The following is a 24,515-nucleotide window of genomic DNA, read 5'->3' as shown; positions in this document are numbered from 1 at the left end:
GTTACTTTTCATATTATGCTTTGAAAAGTATTATTGAATGATTATTCACCATAATCTGAGGTGATATCATGCATGATATCAGTATTTCGATCAGTAAACGCTTACAGGATAAGGTATGGCAGGGCATGTGCTTTATTGTCGGAAGCCTGAGCGGAATACTTTCATTTTGGAATTTCTTGTTAAATGAAAACGGGCGCACACTCGCCTTTGTCGAGATGCTACTTGCAGCGTATTCTGTTTATGTTTATTTGCATGTAAAGCAATGGTCACGCATTTCTTGGCCTCAGTACGGTTATGTTTTGTTTTTGAGCTTCATTGTTCTGTATGCGGTATGGGTGCGACCATTAACAAATGGTTTAATTGTTTGGCCAATGCTACTGCCAATATTAAGTTATTTAGCATTAGGCTTGAGAAAAGGGTCTATTGTTTCTATCGGCGTGATGTTGACCATGCTATTGATGCTTTCAATTAAAGGTCAACAGGAAACTCACACAGGGCTTGCATCTGTTCTTATTAACTTCTTTTTTTGCTATTTATGTGTAATGGGCGTTTCGCACGTATACGAGAGGAACCGCCTTAGAGTAGAAGAAGACTTAGTAGATCTTGCTAGAACAGACGCTTTAACTGGAATCAAGAACCGCCTAGCATTCAAGCAAGACTTCGAACAGTACCTCCAGGCTCGCAGTGGCTTGGGGTTAATGATGCTGGATCTTGATTACTTCAAAAGTGTCAACGATACTTATGGACATGAAGCGGGAGATGAACTGCTAAGTCAGCTTACTCAGCGAATCCAACATACCTTCTCTAATATACGACTTTATCGGCAGGGAGGAGAGGAGTTCTGTTTGCTTGCTGAGTCTGACAAAGCTGAATTGATAGATCAGGCTGAAGGCATTCGTATTGTTGTATCCAATACCCCATTCGTTGTTGGTGGCGAAGAAATTAATGTTACTGTGAGCTTGGGGGTGGCGTGTATCGATGAGGTGAACAAGGCGACTGACTTAATTGTTCTGGCTGACCAAAGAATGTACTCTGCTAAACGTCAGGGTCGGAACTGTGTGGTATCAGATTAATGTTATGGCTAAAAAAGAGCTTTGTAACTCTGATTATGAGTATGCTGACTTGCTATGCGGCGTATATTCAAGCCATTGAGTTTTATGTTGTAGATTATCCCCCGCACATATTAGTTAATGAGAATGACCAAACCATCAGTGGTATGGACGTTGATATTGTCACCTCTGCTTTCGCGGCGCAAGGTGAGCAAGTTATATTCAAAGTGATGCCTTGGAAACGTATTCTTAAATCAATGGAACTAGGGCTTATCCCAGGCACTGTCTCATGCACAGCTCGCCCAGGCAGAAGTAACTACATATATTTCAGTGACCCTTTGTCTTATGTGATTCGCGCAGTAGTGAGCCCATCTAATTTGCGTACAGTTGATATTAAGAGTGTACCAGATTTAAAACATTTTTCAGTAGCAACTGTTGATGGGTGGGGAATGCAAAAAAAACTAAAAGAATTTGATATTAGTCATCAAGCAGCACCAGATCTGGACAGTGCGATTAAAGCGGTTCGATATCGTAATGTAGACTTACTTTATATGGCTGAGTATCCCGCGCGGTATGTTGTAAATGAAATGGGTATGAGCAACGAACTAAAGGTAACTCCGCTGATTCGTGAACCAAGGTTGCCTCTTCATCTTTGTGTTAGTAAAGGTTTTCCTGGGGCGCAAAAAATATTAGCTACGGCCAATGCTGGCTTAGAGAAAATTAAAGCTAATGGTGTATTAGAGGCTATACGAGCATCATATTTAAATACAACTAGATAAGCTTTAAGGTAAAGGTATTAACATTTAAGCTTTAAGGTAAAGGTATTAACATTTAAGCTTTAAGGTAAAGGTATTAACATTGAAATTGGGGCAAAGGATAGCATTTCAACAAGCGAAAATTATTCTAGTTACATCTTTTCTTATCGGTGGATTATCCGCTGCATTGCAGCTCTATAACGACCTTGACCATGTTCGTGAAAACTTACGTGCAAATATTGAACGCCTTGTTACGCTTTATACTCCTACTTTAGAGCGTTCTATCTATAATTTAGATGATGTACAAGTACAGAATTTGGCGGAAATCATATTAGCTGACCCGCTGTTTTCATCGGTTGAAATTTTTGATGATTTTGGTGAGCTAAAAGGTGTAGCTTTTCCAAGCGAATCAAGCTCTTCTGATTGGCTAACAGACCTTAGTTTCACCTTAATTGGCTTATCAGAAAAGTATACGCGAGATATCGAAATCCCTTCGATAAATGAAAGTAATGCTAAGTTGATACTTGTGCTTGATCGACATTATATAGCAAGTGGTCTGACTAGGCGGGCAGTTACTTTGGCTATATCTGGTTTCGTAGCAACTGTATTATTAAGTAGCGTGCTTTTTGTGGTTTTCTACTACGTCCTCTCTAAGCCAATCCAAGAAATTTCTCGATGGGTTGTACAACTTGATCAGGATGAGAATAAAAATACAACTTTGTTACCTTACGCGAAATCTGATGAATTAGGTGAGCTTGTTCAAAGCGTTGAGCAAATTTGGCATAAAAATGACCAAGCCAACCGTCAAATAAAACGGCTTGCTTATTATGATACGTTAACAGACTTGGCCAACAGAAGGTTGTTTATCGAAACCTTAGAGCAGAAGCTTGATCTGTTGAAGCTCCAGCCTGGTTTCGGTTCAGTGATGTATCTAGATATAGACCGCTTTAAAACAATTAACGATTCTTTGGGTCACCAAGTAGGTGATCAGTTGCTGGTTACGTTTGCTCACCGTTTGAAAAGCGCTCTTCCCAATGAAGCAGTGACGGCTCGTTTTGGTGGCGATGAATTTGTCATTATGTTACCGCCAGAATATGGATTTGAAACGGATGCCGAGAATGCCGCTAAAGATATGGCGGCATCATTGAACGAGCTAGTATCCGTTCCGGTACAAATTGGTCGTCATATTATTCATTGTACAACAAGCATTGGTGTTACCATATTCCCGCAAAAAAAGGATAGCAGTGCTTCTATTTTGAGACGAGCAGACACTGCCTTATATCAGACAAAAGCAAGTGGACGTCATGGCTATAGGTTTTTTGATGTCAGCATGCAGCAGCTAGCGCAGAGTCGCTGGCATTTAGAGGAAGGCCTTCACCACGCGGTTGAACTCAATCAACTTGAGATATGGCTCCAGCCACAGGTAACCAACCAGAATGTGATTTCTGGTGCTGAAGTTTTGCTCCGCTGGCATCACCCGGATAAAGGTGTGATTTCACCACTCGAGTTCATTTCCATTGCAGAAGAATCCGGTCAAATTAGTGCAATAGAAGAGTGGGTTCTCGAAGAGGTGCTCCAAAAAATAGAAGCATGGCAGGGCTTAGGGTTACCAGAAACATTTAAGCATATATCGATTAATGTTAGCCCCTCTCATTTTATGCAAGCTGATTTTATTTCTCGAATTGAGCCAATTCTGCAACGATATCATTTAAAAAACATAGCAATCGAGTTCGAAATTACAGAGAATTTGTTGATAGATAATTTCTCACACGCCATTGAGACTATGAAAACCTTGCAGGCGAAAGGTATCGCTTTTTCAATCGATGACTTTGGTACAGGCTACTCTTCATTACGGTATCTAAGTCAGCTACCACTGAATGTGTTAAAAATTGACCGTTCTTTTGTGGCACCTATCGATCACGAGAGTGATGAAACGCCAATTATTGATGTGATTATGCTAATGGCTGAAAAGCTTGGGCTTGAGGTAATTGCCGAAGGAGTGGAAACGCAAGCCCAACGAACCTTGCTGACCGAGCGAGGCTGCCGTTTATATCAAGGGTATTTCTTCTCTAAACCGTTACATCATGAAGAGTTTTATACCTTGTTAAAGCAAGAGCGAACCTTGCTGCCAACTTAAAGCATTCATGATGAAAATTTCATCAATGCCATAGACTTTTCAAACACAGGCTTTATAGTACGCTCATCAATCACTAAGCCCCTTCATTGGGGCTTTATCAATTTCTGGATTCCCCATGATCGTAGCTTCTAACGTTACCATGCAGTTTGGTAGCAAACCTCTTTTTGAAAACATCTCCGTTAAATTCAGTGATGGCAACCGTTATGGCCTAATTGGCGCGAACGGCTGTGGTAAATCCACTCTTATGAAAATCTTAGACGGCAGCTTGATTCCAACATCTGGTAACGTTTCTGTAAGCCCTAATTTACGTGTGGGTAAGCTAAACCAGGATCAATTTGCGTTTGAAGAATACTCTGTCGTCGATACGGTTATCATGGGCTACAAAGAGCTTTGGGAAGTAAAGAAAGAACGAGACCGTATCTACAGCTTGCCAGAAATGAGCGAAGAAGACGGCATTAAGGTTGCTGAGTTAGAAGGCGAATTCGCTGAAATGGACGGCTACAGCGCGGAAAGTAAAGCAGGTGAGATTTTGCTTGGCGCTGGTATTGATGAATCGTTACATTTTGGCCCGATGAGTGAAGTCGCACCGGGCTGGAAGCTGCGTGTGCTATTGGCGCAAGCATTATTCTCTGAGCCAGATATTCTGCTTCTAGACGAGCCGACTAACAACTTGGACATCGACTCGATCCGTTGGCTGGAAGAGATGCTTAACCAGTACAAGTCGACCATGGTAATCATTTCCCACGACCGTCACTTCTTAAACTCCGTGTGTACTCACATGGCAGACATCGACTATGGTGAACTACGTGTTTACCCAGGTAACTACGATGACTTTATGTTGGCGTCGGCGCAAGCTCGTGAATCTATGATGGCCGCTAACGCGAAAAAGTCAGCACAAATTGCTGACCTAAAACAGTTCGTAGCTCGTTTCTCAGCTAACGCATCGAAAGCAAAACAAGCCACATCTCGTGCGCGTCAGCTTGAAAAAATCAAACTAGAAGACATCAAGCCTTCTAGCCGTCAGAATCCATTTATCCGCTTCAATCAACAGAAGAAGCTTCATCGCCAAGCGTTGATCCTTGAAAATCTAGGTCACGGCTTTGAAGGTGAGAAGTTATTCAAAGGTGGTAACTTGATCCTTGAGGCGGGTGCGCGCTTAGCAGTTCTGGGGGAAAATGGTGTGGGTAAAACCACCATGCTGCGTTGTTTAATGAATGAAATTGAAGCACAAGAAGGTACGGTGAAGTGGGCGGAAAACGCTACCCTTGGCTACTGCCCTCAGGACAGTAACGATTTGTTTGATAATGACATGACACTGTTTGACTGGATGACGCAATGGCGTAAACCATCGGATGATGATCAAGTGGTACGCGCGACCCTAGGTCGTATGTTGTTCTCTGCGGATGACTTTAAGAAGAAAGCCAAGGTGTGTTCTGGTGGTGAAAAGAACCGTCTAATTTTCGGTAAACTGATCCTTGAAGAAACGAACGTTCTGCTGATGGATGAGCCAACCAACCACTTGGACATGGAATCGATTGAATCTCTCAACATGGCGTTAGAAATGTACCCAGGTACATTGATTTTCGTAAGTCACGACCGAGAGTTTGTATCGTCTCTTGCGACAGAGATTTTGCATATTAAAGATCACAAGATCGAGCACTTCCAAGGCAATTACGACGAGTTCCTTGCGTCAAGAGAGTTATAAAATCAGATAGGCAAAAATGGCTATGATTCCCATAGCCATTTTTACTGAGATCTCTCTGAGCTGGTTACATCAACCATGAGTAGGTTAACGTGCCATAACGAGTATCATTACGATATTGCTCTGATTCGCTTTGGAATAAATCCGAATGGTTTACAGCGAGTGTGAGAGCACTTCTTCCCCAGGAGTATGTAAGACCATAGTTCAAACCAATAAAAGTATGGTCATAATCTACACTGGCACTGTCGCGATAAGTATTGCCATCTGTGTATATTTGGTTAAACACGTACTGTGCTTGAACGCCTAGATACAGATACCATTCACCATTTGCAGCGATTGGATTGCTGGTTCTAGTATCCATCAGCAGGACGCTACCAAACGAGTGGCGTAAGTCACGCCCGTAGCGAACAATCATATTAGAGCTTACAGAGCTCTGTAGTGTTCCGATATTAGCTTTAGCTGTTGTAAGAACATCATAGTTATCAAGATCGGAAGACCAAGTGCGCCAGACCCGCCCACGTCCAAATTGAAACACAATTTCATTATGCAATTGTGCATCCCACCCTTGTGGAGTTTGGGAACCAAGGACACTGTGTATCGCATTCTGAGATTGCTTGCCTAATGCAGCAGGGCCGACAATACCCAACGTCGTACTAACAACATCTGCATAGTATTGCCCCTGAAGAACGTAGTTGTTTGTAAGAGTAATCAGGGCTGAATAAGGTGTATCGTTCTCGTCGGGAATGACTCGAGTGATGTCTGAAGGTGTAAACATCGATTGACCGACGTTATAGGCATTAATAACTTCTTGGTACTTTTCGTTGGGTAAACTCCATAAGAGAGGAGCAACAAGGAAACTTGGGCTTAGGTTAGCCCGACCGCTATCAAAACTTTCTTTGTCTATGTGAGCAAAGTATAAGCCGTTAGTGTAACCATCATCATGATTGACGAAGTAGTCGTTGTCTAGGGTTAGACTGATCAAAGAGTTTGCACTGATTTGACCGCTTAAAGCAGTTATAATTATGCTGATTAAAAATCTTCGGGCTAGCATAAGCATCTCACCATCATGATGGAAACAATCATGAATACTAAAGGTCAAAAGCTAAGAGAGGTTTTAGCTAACAAGAAAGTTTGTCCTGAATGTTTGCAATTACGTCTATGTACATAGGATCTTGACGAAAACTAGTATTAAATAAGTGGACATATGCATGATTTTTAGAAATTTATGTGATTGAGAACGAACGATGAAGTGTCCAAGTTGCGCTCAAAACTTGCCAAGTAAGAGAGCCCTGTCGAGCTTTTTTAAGCCAACTCACTGCGAATCTTGTGAGCAAAATTTCGTTGTGACATTAAGTGTTAAACGAGGTGCTCTGTTGCTTTTGCCTGTCGCTGCCACGCTGTTTTTTGTCAAACCTCTAGCATATCAGTGGCAGATTGATGTCACGTTTCTACATGCCATTATTTTATGTTTATACGGACTGTCATGCTTAACGGTACGTTCAGCATGAATAGATAAACTTATAAATTATTCTAATGAATTGATTTTTTCTGTAACAAAAAAGTCACATAAACTTAATAAAGTCTACCGATTCAACCAGTGTGCTCTAATTTACGTCTGTTACACTGAATTAGTTAAGGAAGCTGTCTTATATATCATTCATGGATAGACACTTTTCAATCAGTAGGTAATCCTGTGCAGATCAAGCAGAAGCTTATCCTAAATACCAGCGTTGTCGTGGTATCTCTCGTTTTCTTAATTGTTGCCTTCCTATTTGCAGAAATTCGTTTGAAAGAGTTGATTCAAGGAAAAGAAATGGCTCAACGTCAAGAGTCTGAAATGCTGCTCTTAAGGCGTCATGAAAAAGACTTTTTGGCACGTGGCGATGAAAAGTATGCATCGCGCTTTGAAGACGTAGCGCAACGAATCATCGAACAACAATCCGCTCTTGATGCTATGTTTACCGAGAGTGGTGTTGAAGTTAAAGCGTTTAGCAATTTAACGACATTATTTGGCGATTACCGGAATAAATTTGTAGAGCTGGTCGATGCGAAGAAGGCAATGGGCTTGAGTCACGACCAAGGGCTTGAAGGGCAACTTCGTTCGGCGGTACATGATATAGAAACTGCGCTTAAGACATTAGATCAGCCTGCCATCATGGTGACTATGTTGCAACTAAGGCGTCATGAAAAAGACTTTATGTTGCGACTGGATGCCAAATATATTGAACGCTTTGATACAACAATATCGACACTAATAAATCAGCTTCAGAGTGCTCAGATCAGCAATCGTGAAAAGCAGTCTTTGACGAATCTTGCTGAGGTATATCGCAGTAAGTTTTCAGACTACGTGGCACAGCAACAGCGAATAGGACTTTCTAGTGAAGAAGGTATCTTAGGCGAAATGCGTCGTACGATTCATCAAACTGAAACCAAGCTTGAGGCGATGGTTTCAAGTATGTCACAGCAAACGGAGTCCTTATTAATCAAAGTTGAGTGGTTGATTACTAGTTTATTTGTCGTCATCGCAGTGATCGCAAGTTTGGTCGCTTGGCGGGTGGGGGCTTCGATTAACCGTCCTTTGGCCGTTATTCGTGAGGCCATGCTTGAAATTGATCGGTCGAGAGACTTAAGTCTTAGAGTGACCTATCAGGGTAAAGACGAAATTGGTGATGTTGCACGAAGCATTAATCAGATGCTAGAGGGCTTTCAAAAAGTCGTTGGCTCTGTAAATGAGACAGTGTTGAACATGAAGCAACAAACTCAGCAACTTTCTCAAACCGCTGAACGCACGGCAAAAGATGCGGAGCGTCAACGTGATGAAACAGATATGGTTGCAGCTTCAGTAGCGCAGATGGTCGGCACTATTGAAGATATTTCACGTAACATGGAAGTGGCAGCCGACAAATCGCAAAATGCTCAGCAAAGTGTTTCTGATGGTCAGGCCAGAGTCACTTCAGCTGTAAGTCTTGTTAATAATTTATCAGGACAATTACAGTCTTCCGTTCTTTCTGCACAAGAACTTGCTAAAGAAAGTGAAAGTATTGGTACTGTGCTAAATGTCATTCAAGATATAGCTGAACAAACCAACCTACTTGCACTAAATGCAGCAATAGAAGCTGCTAGGGCTGGAGAGCAAGGGCGTGGTTTTGCTGTTGTTGCCGATGAAGTTCGTGCTTTGGCGAGCCGTACTCATGATGCCACAGTTGAAATTTCTGACATCATTAACTCGTTGCAGCAACGTACCCAAAGTATTGTCACCATCATGCAATCTAGTGGCGAGGAAGGTCAGCGTAGCCGTGATGAAGCTTCTGTTGTCGGTGAAGTATTAGAGCGAATTACTCGTGAAGTGAATGAAATCTCTGAAATGGCACAATCTGTGGCGACGGCTATTGGCCAGCAATCGGTTGCAGCGAATGAAATCAATCGTAATGTGGTCATTATCAATGAGATTTCCATGGATACTTCTGAGGCCGTCAGACTGAATTCTCGCTCAAGTCACGAGATTTCGGAATTGGCACATCAATTAGAGGATGTTGTCTCACGATTTAAACTTTAATGAGTCATTCGGTTTGTCTAACAGCCACCTTCGGGTGGCTTTTTGTTTTCAGAGCCATAAGACTCCACATTGTTTTGTCTTTTCTTGCGCACGTCCCAGATCAGGGGCTGCTTTAATAAAGCTAATGTTTTTAGTGATTTGGAGGCGATATGTCTAATGTATTTGTAATCGGTGCAACGGGAAAAATCGGTAAACGCTTGAGTCCAATGCTGGTTTCAGCGGGACATAATGTAACCGGGCTGAGTCGCAGTAGCGCCAATGATAGTTGGTACCAGCAAAACCAAGTAACCAGTGTCAACGGAGACATTATTGATATCAGTGTGGAAGAACTGTCTGATTTGATGGCGGGTCATGATGTCGTTGTTTTTTCGGCAGGCGCTGCGGGCAGTGGTTTAGATCGCACCCAAGCGATTGATGGTGACGGTCCTGTAAAAGTCATTGAGGCAATGAAACGAAACAATATAAGTCGTTTGTATTTAGTTTCTGTTTTCCCTGAAGCGGGGAGAAAAAAAGACTTGGGAGAAGGCTTTGAATTTTACATGGAAGTGAAAAAGCAAGCAGATGCTGAAGTTGCTGCGACAAGTCTTGATTGGGTTATTGTTCGACCCGGTACATTACTCGATGAAGAAGGAGATGGGGCAGTCAGTCTTGGAAAAGCCATCCCTTACGGTACAGTGAAGCGTGGTAATGTGGCCAAGGTCTTAGCAAGTTTAATTGATTTACCGCTTATACGACGTGAGATTATTGAGTTGACGGATGGCGAGGAAGCTGTTGACGTAGCGCTTTCAAACTTTGCGAAAGCATAGCAAATGTTCCTCTTTCATCTCGTAGCGCTATAGTTTTAATTAAGCTAGGCTTTAAATAACTGATCAAATAATCAACTCCTTTTTGGAGGTCAATATGGAGACTCACTTATTTTCCTTGGTCCACCTGGTCGAACAATTAGGGCTAGAGGGCTCGGAACGAAGCATTGAAATGCTTGTTGTGAGCATAGCCCCGATTCCTAGTAATTTAGAGCTTTGGGAAGCGCCTGAATGGGATGCGGTAGAAGCTGATAAAATTAAGCAATGGAAAGAGCCTTCTTCGCCTTGGAATGAGGCCATTGAACAGCTTGACTCATTACTTAGAGCATAGAAAAATGGCGCTCATTTGAGCGCCATTTGTAGGTTAGGTTAAGTATTTAAAGACCTGTTACGAAGGTGCCTGTAGGCATAACAGGTAGGTATTTTTTATAGAAGTCTAGATAAGCTTGCTCAGGGTTCAGGTCTGTAAACAGATCAGGGTAAAGCACTTGAGCATAAAACTGGATCATTGGGCCGTCTAAAATAGATCGCACTGCACCGTGGTAGGCTCCATACATACGATCATTTTCTACCGCTGATAAGCTAGACCAACCAGTACGATCTTTGAAACCTGCTAGTCGAGACTTGGCTAGATCCGCATCAACGCCTTGACCCATAACCATTGCATCATCACCAGAGCCAGTTTCATATCCTGTCATTACGATTACGTCAGGGTTGGCAGCAAGGATTTGCTCAGGGTTGAGTTTGCCCCACCATTCGACGTAAGGTGCTGAAATGTTGTCGCCGCCGGCCATAGTGGAAATAGCGCCCCACATGTTTTTACCAAATGTGTAGCCAATCTCATTAACGCCTGCTGCACCGTACTCAGTGTAAACTGTCGGTTTAGGAAGGTTCGCTTGCTCAATACGCGTTTGAATCATGCTAAGGTTTTGCGTGTATTCATCCGCAATTTTTTTAGCACGCTCTTCTTGACCTGTAATGACACCAATAATTTCAGTGCTTTTCACATGGCGCTCAAGGGTTTGTGCATTGTAGTCCACTACGATGACCGGAATACCAGCATTTTCTAGTCGTTCGATGTCGCTTCCTAGTCCCTTGTATTGCCAATCCGCTAGCATGATTAAATCTGGGTTTAGGCTGATGACTTTTTCCACAGAAAACGTTTTTGTATCGACTCGGCCGATTCCTGGGATCTCATCTAGAGAAGGGCGGTGTTCTAGGTACATTTCCCAGTTCGCTGGGCGTGCTTGCCAAATGTATTTAGACATACCAACCACATGGTCATAAGCCGCTTCAGTACCAATCGCCATGTAGTCTTCTGGGTAAAAGCCGACTACAACACGTTTAGCTGGTGCATCAAATGTGACTTGTCGGTCTAGAATGTCTGTCACGGTGACATCTTGTGCCAAACAGATTGAAGACGTAAGTAGTAAAGTAGAAAAAGCCGTGATTTTCGACAGCATAGTGTTTTCCTTTGTTTCAAAACCCTAAATCAGCAATTCCATTGACGAGAAATACCATTTATTCCTTGTGGCGCATTCTACAGTTATTTAAAATGTTTCTGCAAATCATTATCATTTGATTATATGTGCAGCAACATAGCATGAGATGGTTTGTGTTCTCCCAAGAGGTATATGATTACCTATGGCAAACGGATCTCTTAATAGACTAAAGACTCATGCAACATTCCATTATGATTGCCGAAGCACTGGACTCGCAGAGGCGTTCTGAAAAGCGTCGTTGGTTCGTGCTATCTGCACTGCTTATATTACTGCTCTGTTCATTTATTTTTGATATCGCAACTGGACCGTCTTTGCTTGACCTTGGCGATGTGACCGATGCCTTGTTAAACAAACTGGGTGCCCCGGTTGAGGTAGCACGTACTACAGAAGTGATTGTCACAAATCTTCGTTTACCGATTGCTTTAATGGCCATTATTGTCGGCGGCTCCCTAGGTGTTGGGGGCGCTGAAATGCAGACCTTATTAAATAACCCTATGGCGAGCCCTTATACGCTTGGCATGGCTGCGGCGGCGGGGTTCGGGGCCGCATTGATGCTGTACATCGGCTCATTAGGCCTGAGTTCTCAAATTGCGGTACCAATCGGCGCCTTCGTATGTTGTATGTTGTCTGCAAGCTTATTATTTGGCTTGGCGATGATGCGCCATATCACCTCAGGGCAGCTTATCTTAGCCGGTATCGCATTGCTGTTTTTGTTCCAGTCATTACTGTCTTTGGTTCAGTTTGTCTCTTCCCCTGAATTAAGCCAACAGATCTTGTTCTGGTTATTCGGCAGTTTAACGAAAGCTAACTGGACCAATGTAACCATTACTGCAGTAGTGACCTTTGCTTGCATGGCTGTTTTGCTAAAAGACTCTTGGAAACTGACTGCACTTCGCTTAGGTGAAGAGCGAGCAAAAAGCTTGGGGGTTAATGTCACTAGGCTGCGATTAAAAACCCTTATCTTGGTTGCTATTATGACGGCGACGGCGACCAGTTTTGTAGGGATTATCGGCTTTATCGGGATTGTTGCTCCCAACATTGCAAGAATGCTAGTGGGTGAAGATCAACGCTACTTCCTACCATTGTCATTTGTGGTGGGGGCGTTTTTGCTCTCAAGCGCTTCTGTACTTTCCAAGGTTATTGTTCCAGGGGCTCTATTTCCGATAGGCATTGTCACTGCAATCATAGGTGTGCCATTTTTCTTTTGGCTGATCATCGGTAAGAGGCGATAACGATGTTAAAAGTTGAGAACCTGGATTTATCGTTCGATGACCTAGTGTTAGCTGACAATATGAGCTTCGAATTAGAAGCCAGCAAAACTCATGTCATTATTGGCCCTAATGGCACCGGTAAAAGCACTTTGTTAAAGACACTATTTGGCGATATTCAACCTCAAAAGGGACAAGTGTCTTTTGATGGGGCTCCTTTAACTAAAGCAACGTTATCTACTTGGCGTACCCAATTTGGTTATATGCCACAAGACATTCGCTTAGATGTAGGTTTAACGGTTTTAGAAGTCGTTCTGCTTGGCCAGTTAAATGCTTTGTCGCTTAAACTTGGTGATCAGCTGTTAGAAGAGGCGTTGCAAGCATTAGATCAAATTGGTCTGTTGCATTTGGCAAACCGTGATGTGCGAACTTTGAGCGGTGGTCAATGTCAGATGATCCTATTCGCCCAGGCCTTAATGCGTAAGCCCAAGATTTTAATGCTGGATGAGCCGGTGAGTGCTTTGGATCTACATTTTCAGCAAGTTCTGTTAGATCACTTAGATCAACAGACAAAGCAAAAGGGCTGGGTATCCCTAATGATTCTTCACGACCTGAACCTAGCAGCACAATATGCGGACAATTTATTGGTGCTAAAAGGTGGAAAAGTGGTTGCGCAGGGGGCACCGAAAGACGTTATAACACCTGCTATGGTGGAGGATGTGTACGGGGTTAAAGCGGATGTGCAATTAGATAGTCTAGGCGTGCCTTTCATACGTACACAAAGACGTGGTGCACACGCCTATGTCAGTATGAAGGAGTCTTTAAATGAAGCAAAACCGGAATCATCTTATGTTAACTAGATCGCTACTTTTTGCGGCTATGACCTCAATAGCTTGCTCATCCGTCTTTGCTAAAGACTGGCAAGTGCAGATGTTAAGCTATGGTGAAAAAGGGCCAATGGTGTTTGAGCCGGATTTCGTCCAAGCAGAAGTTGGTGATACGGTTACTTTCCTCCCCACTCAACCAGGTCATCATGCGGCTTCTGCTTTGACGCCAGACCAGCAAAAGGCATGGTCATCAAAACTAAATGAGACGTATACCGTAGAGCTCACTGAAGAAGGCGTGAATTTATACTATTGCCCACCACACTTGATGATGGGGATGGTCGGTGTGATTCAAGTGGGGCAGGCGGTAAATAAAGAATCTCTTGATCAATTTTACCCTTCGTTTCGCAATAAGATCGCTCTCAACCCTGAGCGTGTTGACGCTATCCTAGAGCAGGTTAAATAACCCACAGCATGAACGCTAATCACTTCTTAGCAGACTGGCGCGCATTATCTGCGGCCAGTCGTGTCCTTGTTATCAATGGCTTCACCTTCAATCTCGGCTTTTACATGTTACTGCCATATCTGGCAGATCATCTGCAACGGAATCTCGGCCTGAGCCCATGGCACGTGGGGATTGTGATTGGCTTACGAGTACTAAGTCAGCAAGGTTTATTTCTGGTGGGGGGAACTCTAGGCGATTACTTAGGTTATAAAAAGCTTATTTTGCTTGGTTGCCTTGTTCGAGTAGCAGGTTTTGGGTTGCTGGGCTTCGCTGCGAACTTCCCATTACTGTTACTTGGAGCGTTTTTAACTGGCTTTGCTGGTGCGTTATTTACCCCCTCTAGTAATGCGTATTTGGCACATGAGGCACCCGATCAAATACGTCGCGATCGTATTTTTGCCATGCAAAATTGGACTAGTGAATCAGGTATGTTTCTTGGACCTCTATTAGGGATTATGTTAGTGACCATAGACTTTATGTGGGTGGGTTTTGGAGCCGCACTGTTATTTTTCAGCCTGTTCTTAATCCAGTGGCGCTTTTTACCTGAATTGGCTGATCAAGAAAAACGAAGTCGCAATGAAGGTGCGTTTTGGCAGCACTGGTTAGACATGCTTCAAAACACAGCGTTTATAAAGTTCATCGCTTATGCCTGTGCGTTCCACTTATTTTTCCATCAATTGTATTTAGCCTTGCCAAACGAAGTCGAAACGCGAGCATTGGACTCAAGGGTGATTACTTGGGTGTTTATGACCTCATCTATTTTGGGAATATGTTTTCAATTACCTATTAGTCGCTTGGTGAGCCAGACCATAGGAAGTGCCAAAGCGATGGGCTTGGGGCTTGTACTGATGGGGAGCTCTTATTTGCTGTTTTTACCAAACACGACATTCCTCCCTGGTGCGAACTTTGTTCTGTACGCTGCTGTGTTCAGTGTTGGCTCAATGCTTGTCCTACCATTACTAGGCTCCTACGTACCAAAATTTTGCTCTAGATCTGAGCTGGGTAGCTATTACGGGATGTATTCGTGTGTCGGTGGTTTGGCCGCATTTATAGGTAATGTACTGGTAGGGATGTTGCTGTCTTGGTCTTCTTTGCCGAGAGAGTTGATTTGGATTGGGTTCGCTATGGTAGGACTCATTGCAGGCTTCCGTTTATACAGTCATGTGAAAAACATTGCGTAAACGAAAGAGAGCCCAGTAAAGGGCCCTCTTTATTGCTTGATGGGTTGCTTAGAAGCGGTACTCAACACCAACACTCGCTTGGTTAAAGTTGGTGTCAAAGTCACTGTCTTCGTCTAAGTCATCAGCGCTTAGCTCGGCATCGTACCAAGTGTATTGAGCATTAAGCAGTAACTGCTCAGACAGTTTAAAGTTCAAGCCCGCGCCTGCGAACAGTGCTTCATCATCTGTACTTCCTGTTACGCCACCAACGGAATAGTCTGTGTCATACCAAATTTGACCAGCTTTAGCGAAAAACTCAATAGAATCGGTTAAAGGTAGTATTCCTTTAAGGGCCGCACTGTAACCATCCGTTTCAGCATTTGCCAAGCTGCCACCGTAAGAACCGAAGTCAGTGTAGCCACCTTCCAGAGCAAAGAACTCACTAAAACGATAACCAATAAGGCCTTGCCATACATCATTGTTGTCATCAAAGTCATCGTCGCTATCAACTTTTAAATAGCCGTAGTTACCACCAATGTATAGGCCGCTTTCGTTCGTACTCCAATCTTCTGCGTGAGCTACTCCCGCAAACGATGAAAGGGCAATGGTACTCGCGATGATTGGCATAACTTTTTTCATTGTATTACTCCTTGTGACCAATTTGTAAGAACGAATTCAGTGTTGATCAGATTGATTAGGGAGTAAATGCGAGTAGTGCTAACTTCAATATTTTTGTGCGTTTTATTCTGTTTACGTGCTACAAGCTATCACAAAGCGTTACTTTTTGAGTTTTCTTGACAGACAGAAACGATAAAGCCTCAACCAAAGGTTGAGGCTTTTAAAAGGGGAGAGTTGATTGTTTTGCTGTTTAGAAAGTGTAACCAATGCTCGCCATTACAGAAACTGGGTCGATGTCTAGATCACCAACATCATTACCATTAATAGTAACGTCAGTATTGATATCCATGTACCAAATTGATGCGTTTACGAATAAGTTTTCGGAAATGTTGTAATCCAGACCTGCTTGGAAAGCGAGGCCAAAAGAGTCAGCTAATTCTAGTTTAGCACCGGAATCTAGCTTTTCTTCAAAGAACACTGTGTAGTTAAAACCAGCACCTAGATATGGACGTACATCACTGCTTGCAGTGCCAAAGTAGTATTGTCCCATCAGAGATGGTGGCAAATGAGACGTCTCACCAATGTCTGAGCCACCAGCTTCAATATCATGAGTAAAAGGTGTCGCAACTAGGAGTTCAACACCAATATTGTCGCTATACATATAAGTGCCAGTTAGACCTACTTGAAGGTTACTGTCAACATCAAGACCAATTCCAGTATGATCATCAGCATTTGGCATAACGTTTACCAAACCGCCACGAATAAACATATCGCCCGCTTCATGTGCCATGACTGGTGCACTGATTAAAGCAGCAGAAAGTAAGGCGAATTTAGTTACAGATTTCATATCCATGTCTCCTAGTGGGTGCAAATCAAATAAGATGTGCTCACCATACGCCTACACAAAAAAAAGAAATTGATCTAGGTTAGTTTTTGACGGATACGTGCGATGGTTTCATGGATTCTATTAATCTATGTCATGAAAAGGATATCGCTGTAGAGGTTTGCGCGTAAAAATGAGAAATTATGCGCGAATGGGGACCGCCAGCCACCATTCAGTGGCTGGCAGGTATTTATGCAAGTGCAGAACCACTATGGGCTTTGTCAGATGTTGCCGGTAAAAACTTTTGTAAGCGCAAAAATAAAGATCGATGCTTGAGAATAGATAGTAGCTCTTTTTCATTGATATGTTCATAAAGTGCATCAATAGAGTCACTGTGTTCGATTTGCCATGCAGCGCATACCTTATGTCTATCAAACTGTTTGTTTTCAAGCTCAGGGAGTTGAGCAAGGTGCCAATAGTAAAACTCTCTGTTATCGACATAGTCTTTTAGAGTATTAGAGCTGCTTGCGTGATGCTCGAGTCTCGAAATATGTTGCTCTAACAAGCTTACGATTTTGCTTGGCCTACGTTCCTCTGGACCTTTCAACAGCCCCAATCTAGCGAGCAAGTTACCTCGTTTAGAGCCACCACTTAACCAAGAAAGGGGAATTGAGAAAATCAATCCAAATGAAATAGGTAGCGACCAATAAAATAGTTGTGGGCTCAAAAAGTAGGCGCTGGCCGCAAGTAACATACCAAACAATGTATGGTAAATGTGCGCACGTGCTGCCTCAGGCCAGCGGTTCGCACCGTCATCTCGGGACTGCGGCTTCCAGCCACTGTCTCGACCTTTCAATACGTCTACTACAACTAAAAATTGTGAGAACATCAAAATAGGTGCGTAAAGGGCCGAAATGAGCACTTCCAGCAGTGTATCTATGGTCAGCATAATCGGCCCGCCAAACTGACGGCAAACACGCCAATGTAGCATCGCATTAACCCAGCCATAAAACTTAGGGGCTAATACTAACGCCATGGAGACAATGAATAACGAGCGTGCCTTTTCAAAGTCAAATACCGGCCAGGTTGGGAAAAGCGATAAATTGTTAAAATACTCAGGTCTGACAAAGTAGGCTTGCACCGCAAGAGCAAAACCGACGGCAATCAGTGCAAACCAAAAAACAGCACTGAAGTAGGAGAATATGCCCGTCATCAAGTGCATTCGAGAGACGAAGTGTAGGCCTTTAGCTGGAACAAATGCTTTGTGCTGCAAGTTACCCTGACACCAACGACGGTCGCGAACCATGACGTCAATAAGTGATGGCGGCGCCTCTTCATATGAGGCCTGTAAATCGGTATCAAAGCGAACGCCCCATCCAGCCCGGCGCAAGAGTGCGGCTTCTATAAAGTCGTGACTCATGACATGTCCGCCAAATGGTGCTTTACCAGGAAGGATGGGTAAACCACAAGCTTCAGCGAAGGCGCGAGTTCGGATAATGGCGTTATGGCCCCAGAAATTCGAAGCGTTACCGTGCCAAGTTGTTAATCCTGCGGCATAAATTGGTCCAAAACATTGATTGGCGAATTGCTGAATTCGGCTGTAGAGCGTATCGGCACGTATAATCGTTGGAAGTGTTTGGATTAAGCCTAAGGTAGGTTCTGCCGCCATACGACGAGCCATAGACATTAAGCACTCTGCACTCATCAAGCTATCCGCATCAAGTACAATCATGCACTCATATTCAGCGCCAAAACGGGTTACCCAGTCTGAAACATTCCCCGCTTTTCGCTCGGCATTATTAAAGCGGCGACGATAGTAAATAGGGCAACCAGTCTGATCATTATTGAGAATCGGATGAAAGGCTTGTTTTTCGCGAATACTATTTTCGGCTCTATTGGTATCGCTCAGAATGAAAAAGGCAAACTTACCTGGCGCATTCTCCAATAGGTCTTCCTGCATGGCTTCAATGCTAGCTCGAATCCGCATAGGATCTTCATTGTAAACTGGCAACAATATTGCGGTAACGCCGTCGGGTTCAGCTTCCAAGCGCTTTTTGCGAAAGGGTGACAACTTGAATAGCAAGCCGAGAGTCGCTTGACTAAAAGCGAACGATATCCAAGTGAAGTTGATACAGAAAAGCCCAAGAAACAACCACTGCAACCAAGTAATGTGGTTGGTGCTCAGTACCTCATACATCTCCTTCGCGCCGTAAGCAGAGAGTCCCACGGTAGAAAATAGTACTAATAATCTAGATAGTATGGTTGTGAAAAAAAAGCGCTGTTGCTGCTTTTTTGAGTCCTTTCTCTGCTCGTTGACCCCATGCCTTGGCATTTCGAGTACCGCGTCTTTGGGTAAAGCATAACCTGTTGAGTGTTTCATTTTATGATCCATCATTCTCCCGTCCATCGATATAACCATGTTTCCGCGAGTGGTTTATTGTCTTGTTTTAGCTGTAGTCTAATCTCAGCCGTGTCGGCTTCTGCTGGGTCAAAGGTGACAAAAGCTCGAACACCTTGCTGATAAGGGTTTGCAACCAATTTAGTGTCAACAATTTTGCCTTGACTGATGCTGGCATCTACTTGAAGGCTCTCAAGCGTTGATACGCTCAAATCTTCATAATCAATTACCAATTGGGGCTCAGATGAAGACTTGTTTACCGCACTGCGAACAATGTGCGGTTGTCCCGATAATACTGGCGTGTCATTAGTGAGTGTCAGGCGGTATGAATATTCAAAAGGTTGACCTTTTTTAAGGGGCGCTTCTGGTTGCCAGTAAGCAACGATATTGTCGTTACTTTCAGACTGAGAAGGAATTTCAACCAGCTCAATATGGCCTTTGCCCCAGTCATTCATTGGTTTCACCCAGATAGAGGGACGGCGCTGATAAAGGGCTTCTAAATCTTGATAGGCACTAAATTGGCGCTGGCGCTGAATCAAGCCAAACCCTTGTGGTGATTCATCCATAAACGCACTAATCTGTAGGTTGTCTGGGTTAGTCAATGGGCGCCATAGCATTTCCCCTTGTCCTGTTTGAATCTGTAGACCTTCTGAATTGTGTACTGCTGCACGGTGGTCAGCTGATGGGGAATCGTCCATCGTATTATTAAACAGGTACATAGATGTTAAAGGTGCTAAACCAACATGTGCTAAATCCTTTCTCGGGAACAGTGTGGATTCCACTTCGATTCGTGTTGGTGATCCGGGGAAGATACCAAATCGATAAGCGCCGGTAACACTTTCACTGTCAAGCAAAGCGTGCACAACAATCGCCTGCTGTGAGCTTGAAGGTCGCTCTATCCAAAAGTGGCGGAACATAGGGAATTCTTCCCCTTTGGGCTGTGCGACATCAACCGCGAGCCCTCTGGCTGAAACGCCATACTTTTGGCCTTTGGAAATGGCGCGAAAGTAACTGGCACCTTGAAAGACAATAAATTCATCCTTCTTATCATCGGTGTTGATGGGGTAGTGCAAACGTAATCCTGCGAATTTGCCCAGTTCCGCAATCAGCTTACCTATGTTTTCATTTGGAGTGACAAAGGAGTCGCTCGTGGCTTTGATGGGATAAGCACGTCCGCTTTCAACCGCATCAATTTCGACTAGATCTTGATATAGAAACCCCGGCGCGAATAGTTGAATAGAGAACTGTGTTGGAGCTTCTCCCCAGACGGCTTGGTTTTGCTGAAAATTAATTTGGCGATAGGTATCGGCGTCCAAGTTAATTAATTCCGGCGCTGCTTTCTGAGGCGCTTTCATCGGCTCTGCGGCAAGCGCTTTCGCTAAATCGATAACGGTTTGACGAGAGAAGCTGTAGCCAGCTTGCTCTGATGACGCTAAGTTTGAGGTCTGTTCCTTGTTTTCATTAGTGCTTGGCAAGCTTTCTTCTGCCCAAGATGCATTCGATAATGCTAAGCTCGCGATCACAGGTAATGTTAACGTTGAAAATTTCAGCATATAAGTTCGTTATTCGCTTATTAAAATAAATTTCTAGGGATTTTGGTAAGAGCCACTCATCTGACCATAGTCATTAATCATAATGATAAATTGGCTGGATAATGTGATTTTGGTGTCGGGAAATTGCAAAGAAAACGAAATGTGAGATAGTCGCATCCATAAAATGTAAAGACTGTATAATCGCTTGAATAATATAGGAAATATGACATCAAACATGGCGGATTATGCACTCAATGTTGCTGTTCTGCACCCTGTTTGTTGGATGTATTAGAGGTTCTTTTAGCTTGATTTGGAGAGAAAGATGGCGTTGTTGCTCGTAGGGTTAGTTCTGTTCATTGGCATTCATTCAATACGCTTGTTTGCACCTGAGTGGCGTCAATTTATGATTGAGCAACTGGGCAGTAAAAATTGGAAGCTTATGCATGCGGCAGTGGCGTTAATAGGCTTACTGACCACGATTATGGGGTACGGCTACGCACGATACAGTGCTGAGTGGCTTTGGTTTCCTCCTGTATGGACTCGCCATGTTGCAGCGTTACTGGTGTTGGTTGCATTTTTCTACATGATTGTAGCAGCCATGCCATACAGTAAAACGAAGTCTCGAATCGGCGTACCAATGGTCGTGGGCGTTAAGCTATGGGCTTTTGCGCACTTGATTAGCAATGGTACTACCGCTGATGTGGTCTTATTTGGTAGCTTCCTGGCGTGGGCGGTCACAAATTTCGTGATTTCTAAGCGCCGTATCAGAAGTGAGGAGGTGGTTTATCAAGCGCCTGATTTTAAGTTTGACCTGCTTGCCGTGGTGCTTAGCCTAATCGCTTACTATATTGTTGCTTTCCACTTACATGCATGGCTGATTGGTGTGGCACCGTTTGCCTAAAGGATGAAAGCAGGGTTGTTTTCAACAACCCTGCTTCGACCTGCGCAGCATATTAGCTTTTAAAGTAATGGATATTTTCGTTTAACTCTTTCGTTAAGTTAGCTAACTGGTTGGCCGTTTCAGCATTTTGTTGCGCGAACGTCACCATCTCGCGAGCCCCCTCATCAACTTCCGTTGTGTTCTGGCTAATTCCTTTTGTTACGCTGGTTTGTTCTTCTGTCGCGCTTGCAATTTGAGTGGCTCTATCACTGATGCTGGTAATGAGAAGTTTGATTTCATCAAAACTCATTCGAGCTGCATGAATGTCCGTCACACTTTTCTCGGCTTGCTCATGGCTTTTATGGATCTGGGTTACAGCATGCCCGCTGCTGCTCTGTAGGTTCTCAATCATTTTTTGAATTTCTTCAATCGAGCTATAGGTTCTCTGGCTCAACACTCGAACTTCATCTGCAACGACGGCAAAGCCTCGGCCTTGTTCGCCAGCGCGAGCCGCTTCAATTGCTGCATTCAGGGCCAATAGATTGGTTTGCTCCGCAATATCAGAAATCGTATTGAGAATGGAGTTAATATTTTCAGCGTCTTGGCTAACACGCTGAATAACTTCTGAAACCGCACCAACTTCCTGAGCTAGCTTTTGAATACTTTTCTGGCTAGTGTCAATTTGCGCCTGCCCTGATTCACTGGATGACACTGCATTGTCAGCATTGTGGGCAGTTTCGAGTGCATTGTCTGCGATCTCTTGAGTCGCTTGAGCCATTTCATGAACCGCTGTTGCCACCATAGTGATGCTGTCTTGTTGTGCTACAAGTCGACTGTGACTGTGATCAGAAGTTCTATTAATAGAGTCTGTTTGTTGGGCAATTTTATTTTCAATGGACTTAATATTGTTGATGGTCTTTTGCAGGCGTTCAACAAACTGGTTAAAAGCTGTTACTAGGGCTGCTACTTCGTCTTGGCTGTTGACCGAGATGCGTGCGGTTAAATCGCCTTCGCCATGTGCGATATCGTGTAGGCGAGAAGTGACTGTTCTTAAGTCTTTCAAAAGCCATTGTGACAGTTTGAAAATAAATAGCGATAAGACGAAAAGTAGTATCACAGTAAAAATCACAGCGGACGTTGTAAATTTGTGAATGGGGGCCATTAAGATGTTTCTATCCATGACCAAAACAAGGGTCCAATTTGCTTCACTAAGCTCTTGCAGATACGCAAATTTCGACATGCTGTTGACCTTTATTTCTTTAAACAACGGTCTATTTTTCGATTGATTTATATCATTTTGAGTCAGCTGATAGTCTTGTTCGGTCAGCTTTTTCTGAATCAGATTTTTGTTCTGGTGAGCAATAATATCACCCGAACTGCTAAGTAAAATCAGTTCTCCTTCACCTAATACTTTAAGTTCCAGGATTCGGTCCAGTAAATCATCTAAGAAGACTAAACCTCCAATGGCTCCGATGAATTCACCTTTGACATAAATAGGCTCAACAAATGTCATAGAAAGCTTTTTTGTAGATGCTGATACATAAGGTGCAGTTACATAAGCTTGCTTATGTTGTTTGGCATCTTTGTACCAAGACCGTACCCTTGGGTCGTAGCCAGCACTGTTTAAGCTTGGGTCGTGACGATACATATTACCGTTTTCCAAACCTAGAAAAGTCATCCCAAAGCCTAGACTTGCTTGCGCCTGCTGAAGGATAGATAGTATCTCTGCTTCGTTTTCATTGTTGTTTGATAGAGACTTTTCTAAATGTTTCTTCACAGCAGCCATGGTGGACTCTCGATCGGAATACCAGTTAGTTAAATAAATATTGATAGCAGATGCTTGAGAAGCTGATTCTGACTGAATGCTGTCTTGGTTTGTTGCGCTAAATTCACTGTATGCCAACCAGCCAACAGAAATTGAGACGATCAGAATAGCAAGAATACTTTGCAGTGTAATTTTGCTTTGGAGGGAGAAGCTCATTATTTCATCCTTAAAGTGCGATTGGATCTACCTTACGTTCCGGTAAACATAGGTGCCGAGGTCGATTGTAGTAAAAGGTACATAAGTTTACATTAGAGATTGTGTCTTTTTTATAGATGCATCGATATGTTGTTGTCAGTTATCAATTCAATCCCTGCGCTAAACAGCAGCACTGACTTATTCTTGGTTATGCTGGTTCTCCTTTAGCAAGAATTCAAGAAATGTTCGATTAGCTTTAGATAAATAGCCGTCTTTACGCCAAGCAATATTGATGTCTAACCAAATTTCATCTGAAAACGGTCGCGTTACAAGTCCATCGTTATCTTCGATCACCATGCCTAGTAGCGTTGTGATACCGAAGCCTTGTTTCACAATTGATTTGATAAGAGGTATCAAATTGGTTTCAAAGCCAATGTTTGGTTTGATGCCTTGTTGGCTTGCCAGTCGGTCAATGACACGTCGGTGAAAATAACCCTCTTTAAACATCACCAGTTCTTCTTGAAAAAAGAGCTCGGGTGAAATGCTTTGCTGCTCTACGAAAGGGTGGTCATGGTTCAAGGTGACTAACATTTGCTCTTTGAGAAGTGCCCGAGTTTCCAGCGACTCATTTGGAGCCTCCGCAACAATGACGCTAAGGTCGATCTCGCCATTCTCTAACATTTGTTGAAGCTTCCATGTGCCTCCCTCAATCACTTGAAGGGTCAAGTTAGGGTAGCGATGTCGAAAGGCCATCAGGATAGGGGGAAAATAGTAAGAGCCAAGCATGCTTGGGATACCCACCCGAACCTCTCCTGTTTTGAGGCCGCTCAGTTCTTCCATGGCCAGTTGGGTCTGGTCTGCCTGCTGAATCAGCTTCTTTGCATGCTCGAAAAGCACCCGTCCTTCATCAGTTAAACTTATCTTCCTGTCTCGCCTATGAAAAAGGGTCACGCCGAAGTCACGCTCAAGTTTTTTAATGGCCATACTGATAGCCGGCTGAGCCACGAATAATTGCTCAGAGGCTCTGGTAAAGCTGAGTGTATCAGCAACCTTTAAAAAGTAGCGTAGCGGCTTTATTTCAATCAAAATTTTTGATCCAAATG

Annotated in this window: 20 protein-coding genes; 12 read left to right on the top strand and 8 right to left on the bottom strand. The window is 43.4% G+C overall.

What is annotated here, in order from left to right; genetic code table 11:
- Positions 1 to 68 precede the first annotated feature (68 nt).
- The 4 genes from ACXAC1_RS01915 to ACXAC1_RS01900 all read left to right on the top strand — a co-directional run bounded on the left by ACXAC1_RS01915 (position 69) and on the right by ACXAC1_RS01900 (position 5,646).
- On the top strand, positions 69 to 1,073 hold the full coding sequence (locus ACXAC1_RS01915) for a GGDEF domain-containing protein (protein ID WP_475058163.1): 1,005 nt from the start codon (positions 69 to 71) through the stop codon (positions 1,071 to 1,073).
- Positions 1,073 to 1,828 (top strand): substrate-binding periplasmic protein, encoded by a 756-nt coding sequence (locus ACXAC1_RS01910; protein ID WP_475058160.1) that lies wholly within the window; start codon positions 1,073 to 1,075, stop codon positions 1,826 to 1,828. Before ACXAC1_RS01915 ends, ACXAC1_RS01910 begins: the two co-directional genes overlap by 1 nt.
- A 79-nt stretch (positions 1,829 to 1,907) precedes the next feature.
- Positions 1,908 to 3,941, top strand: coding sequence for a putative bifunctional diguanylate cyclase/phosphodiesterase (locus ACXAC1_RS01905; RefSeq protein ID WP_475058157.1), 2,034 nt, complete (start codon positions 1,908 to 1,910; stop codon positions 3,939 to 3,941).
- A 115-nt stretch (positions 3,942 to 4,056) separates the two neighbouring features.
- Complete coding sequence (locus ACXAC1_RS01900) at positions 4,057 to 5,646, top strand: ABC-F family ATPase (protein WP_133560652.1); 1,590 nt, start codon at positions 4,057 to 4,059, stop codon at positions 5,644 to 5,646.
- A gap of 64 nt (positions 5,647 to 5,710) precedes the next feature.
- Here ACXAC1_RS01900 and ACXAC1_RS01895 read toward each other — a convergent pair whose 3' ends face one another.
- Positions 5,711 to 6,694, bottom strand: a complete 984-nt coding sequence (locus ACXAC1_RS01895; protein WP_475058155.1) for a lipid A deacylase LpxR family protein — start codon at positions 6,692 to 6,694, stop codon at positions 5,711 to 5,713.
- 642 nt (positions 6,695 to 7,336) lie between these two features.
- On the opposite strand from ACXAC1_RS01895, the gene ACXAC1_RS01890 reads away from it, so the two are divergent.
- The 3 genes from ACXAC1_RS01890 (at position 7,337) to ACXAC1_RS01880 (ending at position 10,333) form a co-directional block, all read left to right on the top strand.
- Positions 7,337 to 9,199, top strand: a complete 1,863-nt coding sequence (locus ACXAC1_RS01890; protein ID WP_475058153.1) for a methyl-accepting chemotaxis protein — start codon at positions 7,337 to 7,339, stop codon at positions 9,197 to 9,199.
- Positions 9,200 to 9,348: 149 nt separating this feature from the next.
- Positions 9,349 to 10,005, top strand: a complete 657-nt coding sequence (locus ACXAC1_RS01885) for an NAD(P)H-binding protein (RefSeq protein ID WP_475058150.1) — start codon at positions 9,349 to 9,351, stop codon at positions 10,003 to 10,005.
- A 94-nt stretch (positions 10,006 to 10,099) separates the two neighbouring features.
- Positions 10,100 to 10,333, top strand: a complete 234-nt coding sequence (locus tag ACXAC1_RS01880) for a DUF2789 family protein (RefSeq protein WP_475058148.1) — start codon at positions 10,100 to 10,102, stop codon at positions 10,331 to 10,333.
- 46 nt (positions 10,334 to 10,379) lie between these two features.
- On the opposite strand, the gene ACXAC1_RS01875 is transcribed toward ACXAC1_RS01880, so the two are convergent.
- The gene (locus ACXAC1_RS01875) at positions 10,380 to 11,465 is read right to left on the bottom strand and encodes an ABC transporter substrate-binding protein (RefSeq protein ID WP_475058145.1); all 1,086 of its coding nucleotides are present in this window, start codon (positions 11,463 to 11,465) and stop codon (positions 10,380 to 10,382) included.
- Positions 11,466 to 11,680: 215 nt separating this feature from the next.
- Between ACXAC1_RS01875 and ACXAC1_RS01870 the strand changes: the two genes are divergently transcribed.
- The 4 genes from ACXAC1_RS01870 to ACXAC1_RS01855 are packed head-to-tail and all read left to right on the top strand — an operon-like array spanning position 11,681 to position 15,222.
- Positions 11,681 to 12,736, top strand: a complete 1,056-nt coding sequence (locus tag ACXAC1_RS01870) for a FecCD family ABC transporter permease (RefSeq protein ID WP_133560636.1) — start codon at positions 11,681 to 11,683, stop codon at positions 12,734 to 12,736.
- A 2-nt stretch (positions 12,737 to 12,738) separates the two neighbouring features.
- Positions 12,739 to 13,572 (top strand): ABC transporter ATP-binding protein, encoded by an 834-nt coding sequence (locus ACXAC1_RS01865; RefSeq protein WP_475058142.1) that lies wholly within the window; start codon positions 12,739 to 12,741, stop codon positions 13,570 to 13,572.
- Positions 13,538 to 14,002 (top strand): plastocyanin/azurin family copper-binding protein, encoded by a 465-nt coding sequence (locus ACXAC1_RS01860; protein ID WP_475058140.1) that lies wholly within the window; start codon positions 13,538 to 13,540, stop codon positions 14,000 to 14,002. Before ACXAC1_RS01865 ends, ACXAC1_RS01860 begins: the two co-directional genes overlap by 35 nt.
- Before the next feature lie 8 nt (positions 14,003 to 14,010).
- Entirely contained in the window at positions 14,011 to 15,222 is a 1,212-nt protein-coding gene (locus ACXAC1_RS01855; RefSeq protein WP_475058137.1) for an MFS transporter, read from the top strand.
- A 48-nt stretch (positions 15,223 to 15,270) separates the two neighbouring features.
- Here the strand turns inward: ACXAC1_RS01855 and ACXAC1_RS01850 are convergent, their stop codons facing one another.
- The 4 genes from ACXAC1_RS01850 to ACXAC1_RS01835 form a co-directional block, all read right to left on the bottom strand.
- Positions 15,271 to 15,840, bottom strand: coding sequence for a porin family protein (locus tag ACXAC1_RS01850; RefSeq protein ID WP_475058135.1), 570 nt, complete (start codon positions 15,838 to 15,840; stop codon positions 15,271 to 15,273).
- Between the two features lie 229 nt (positions 15,841 to 16,069).
- Positions 16,070 to 16,666 carry an OmpW/AlkL family protein gene (locus ACXAC1_RS01845; RefSeq protein ID WP_475058132.1) on the bottom strand — a complete coding sequence of 199 codons (597 nt, stop codon included), beginning with the start codon at positions 16,664 to 16,666 and terminating at the stop codon, positions 16,070 to 16,072.
- Between the two features lie 226 nt (positions 16,667 to 16,892).
- On the bottom strand, positions 16,893 to 19,022 hold the full coding sequence (gene mdoH / locus ACXAC1_RS01840; RefSeq protein WP_475058130.1) for a glucans biosynthesis glucosyltransferase MdoH: 2,130 nt from the start codon (positions 19,020 to 19,022) through the stop codon (positions 16,893 to 16,895).
- An 11-nt stretch (positions 19,023 to 19,033) separates the two neighbouring features.
- Positions 19,034 to 20,593, bottom strand: coding sequence for a glucan biosynthesis protein G (locus ACXAC1_RS01835; RefSeq protein WP_475058127.1), 1,560 nt, complete (start codon positions 20,591 to 20,593; stop codon positions 19,034 to 19,036).
- A gap of 301 nt (positions 20,594 to 20,894) precedes the next feature.
- Between ACXAC1_RS01835 and ACXAC1_RS01830 the strand changes: the two genes are divergently transcribed.
- A complete protein-coding gene (locus ACXAC1_RS01830) occupies positions 20,895 to 21,473 on the top strand; it encodes an NnrU family protein (RefSeq protein WP_475058124.1) in 579 nt (192 codons plus the stop codon).
- Positions 21,474 to 21,525: 52 nt separating this feature from the next.
- Here the strand turns inward: ACXAC1_RS01830 and ACXAC1_RS01825 are convergent, their stop codons facing one another.
- Positions 21,526 to 23,433, bottom strand: a complete 1,908-nt coding sequence (locus ACXAC1_RS01825; RefSeq protein WP_475058122.1) for a methyl-accepting chemotaxis protein — start codon at positions 23,431 to 23,433, stop codon at positions 21,526 to 21,528.
- A 177-nt stretch (positions 23,434 to 23,610) separates the two neighbouring features.
- Positions 23,611 to 24,495, bottom strand: a complete 885-nt coding sequence (locus ACXAC1_RS01820) for a LysR family transcriptional regulator (protein ID WP_475063763.1) — start codon at positions 24,493 to 24,495, stop codon at positions 23,611 to 23,613.
- Positions 24,496 to 24,515 lie beyond the last annotated feature (20 nt).

The organism is Marinomonas sp. AWM4_232 (genome assembly GCF_056158325.1).
This window is presented reverse-complemented; position numbering and strand designations above follow the sequence as displayed.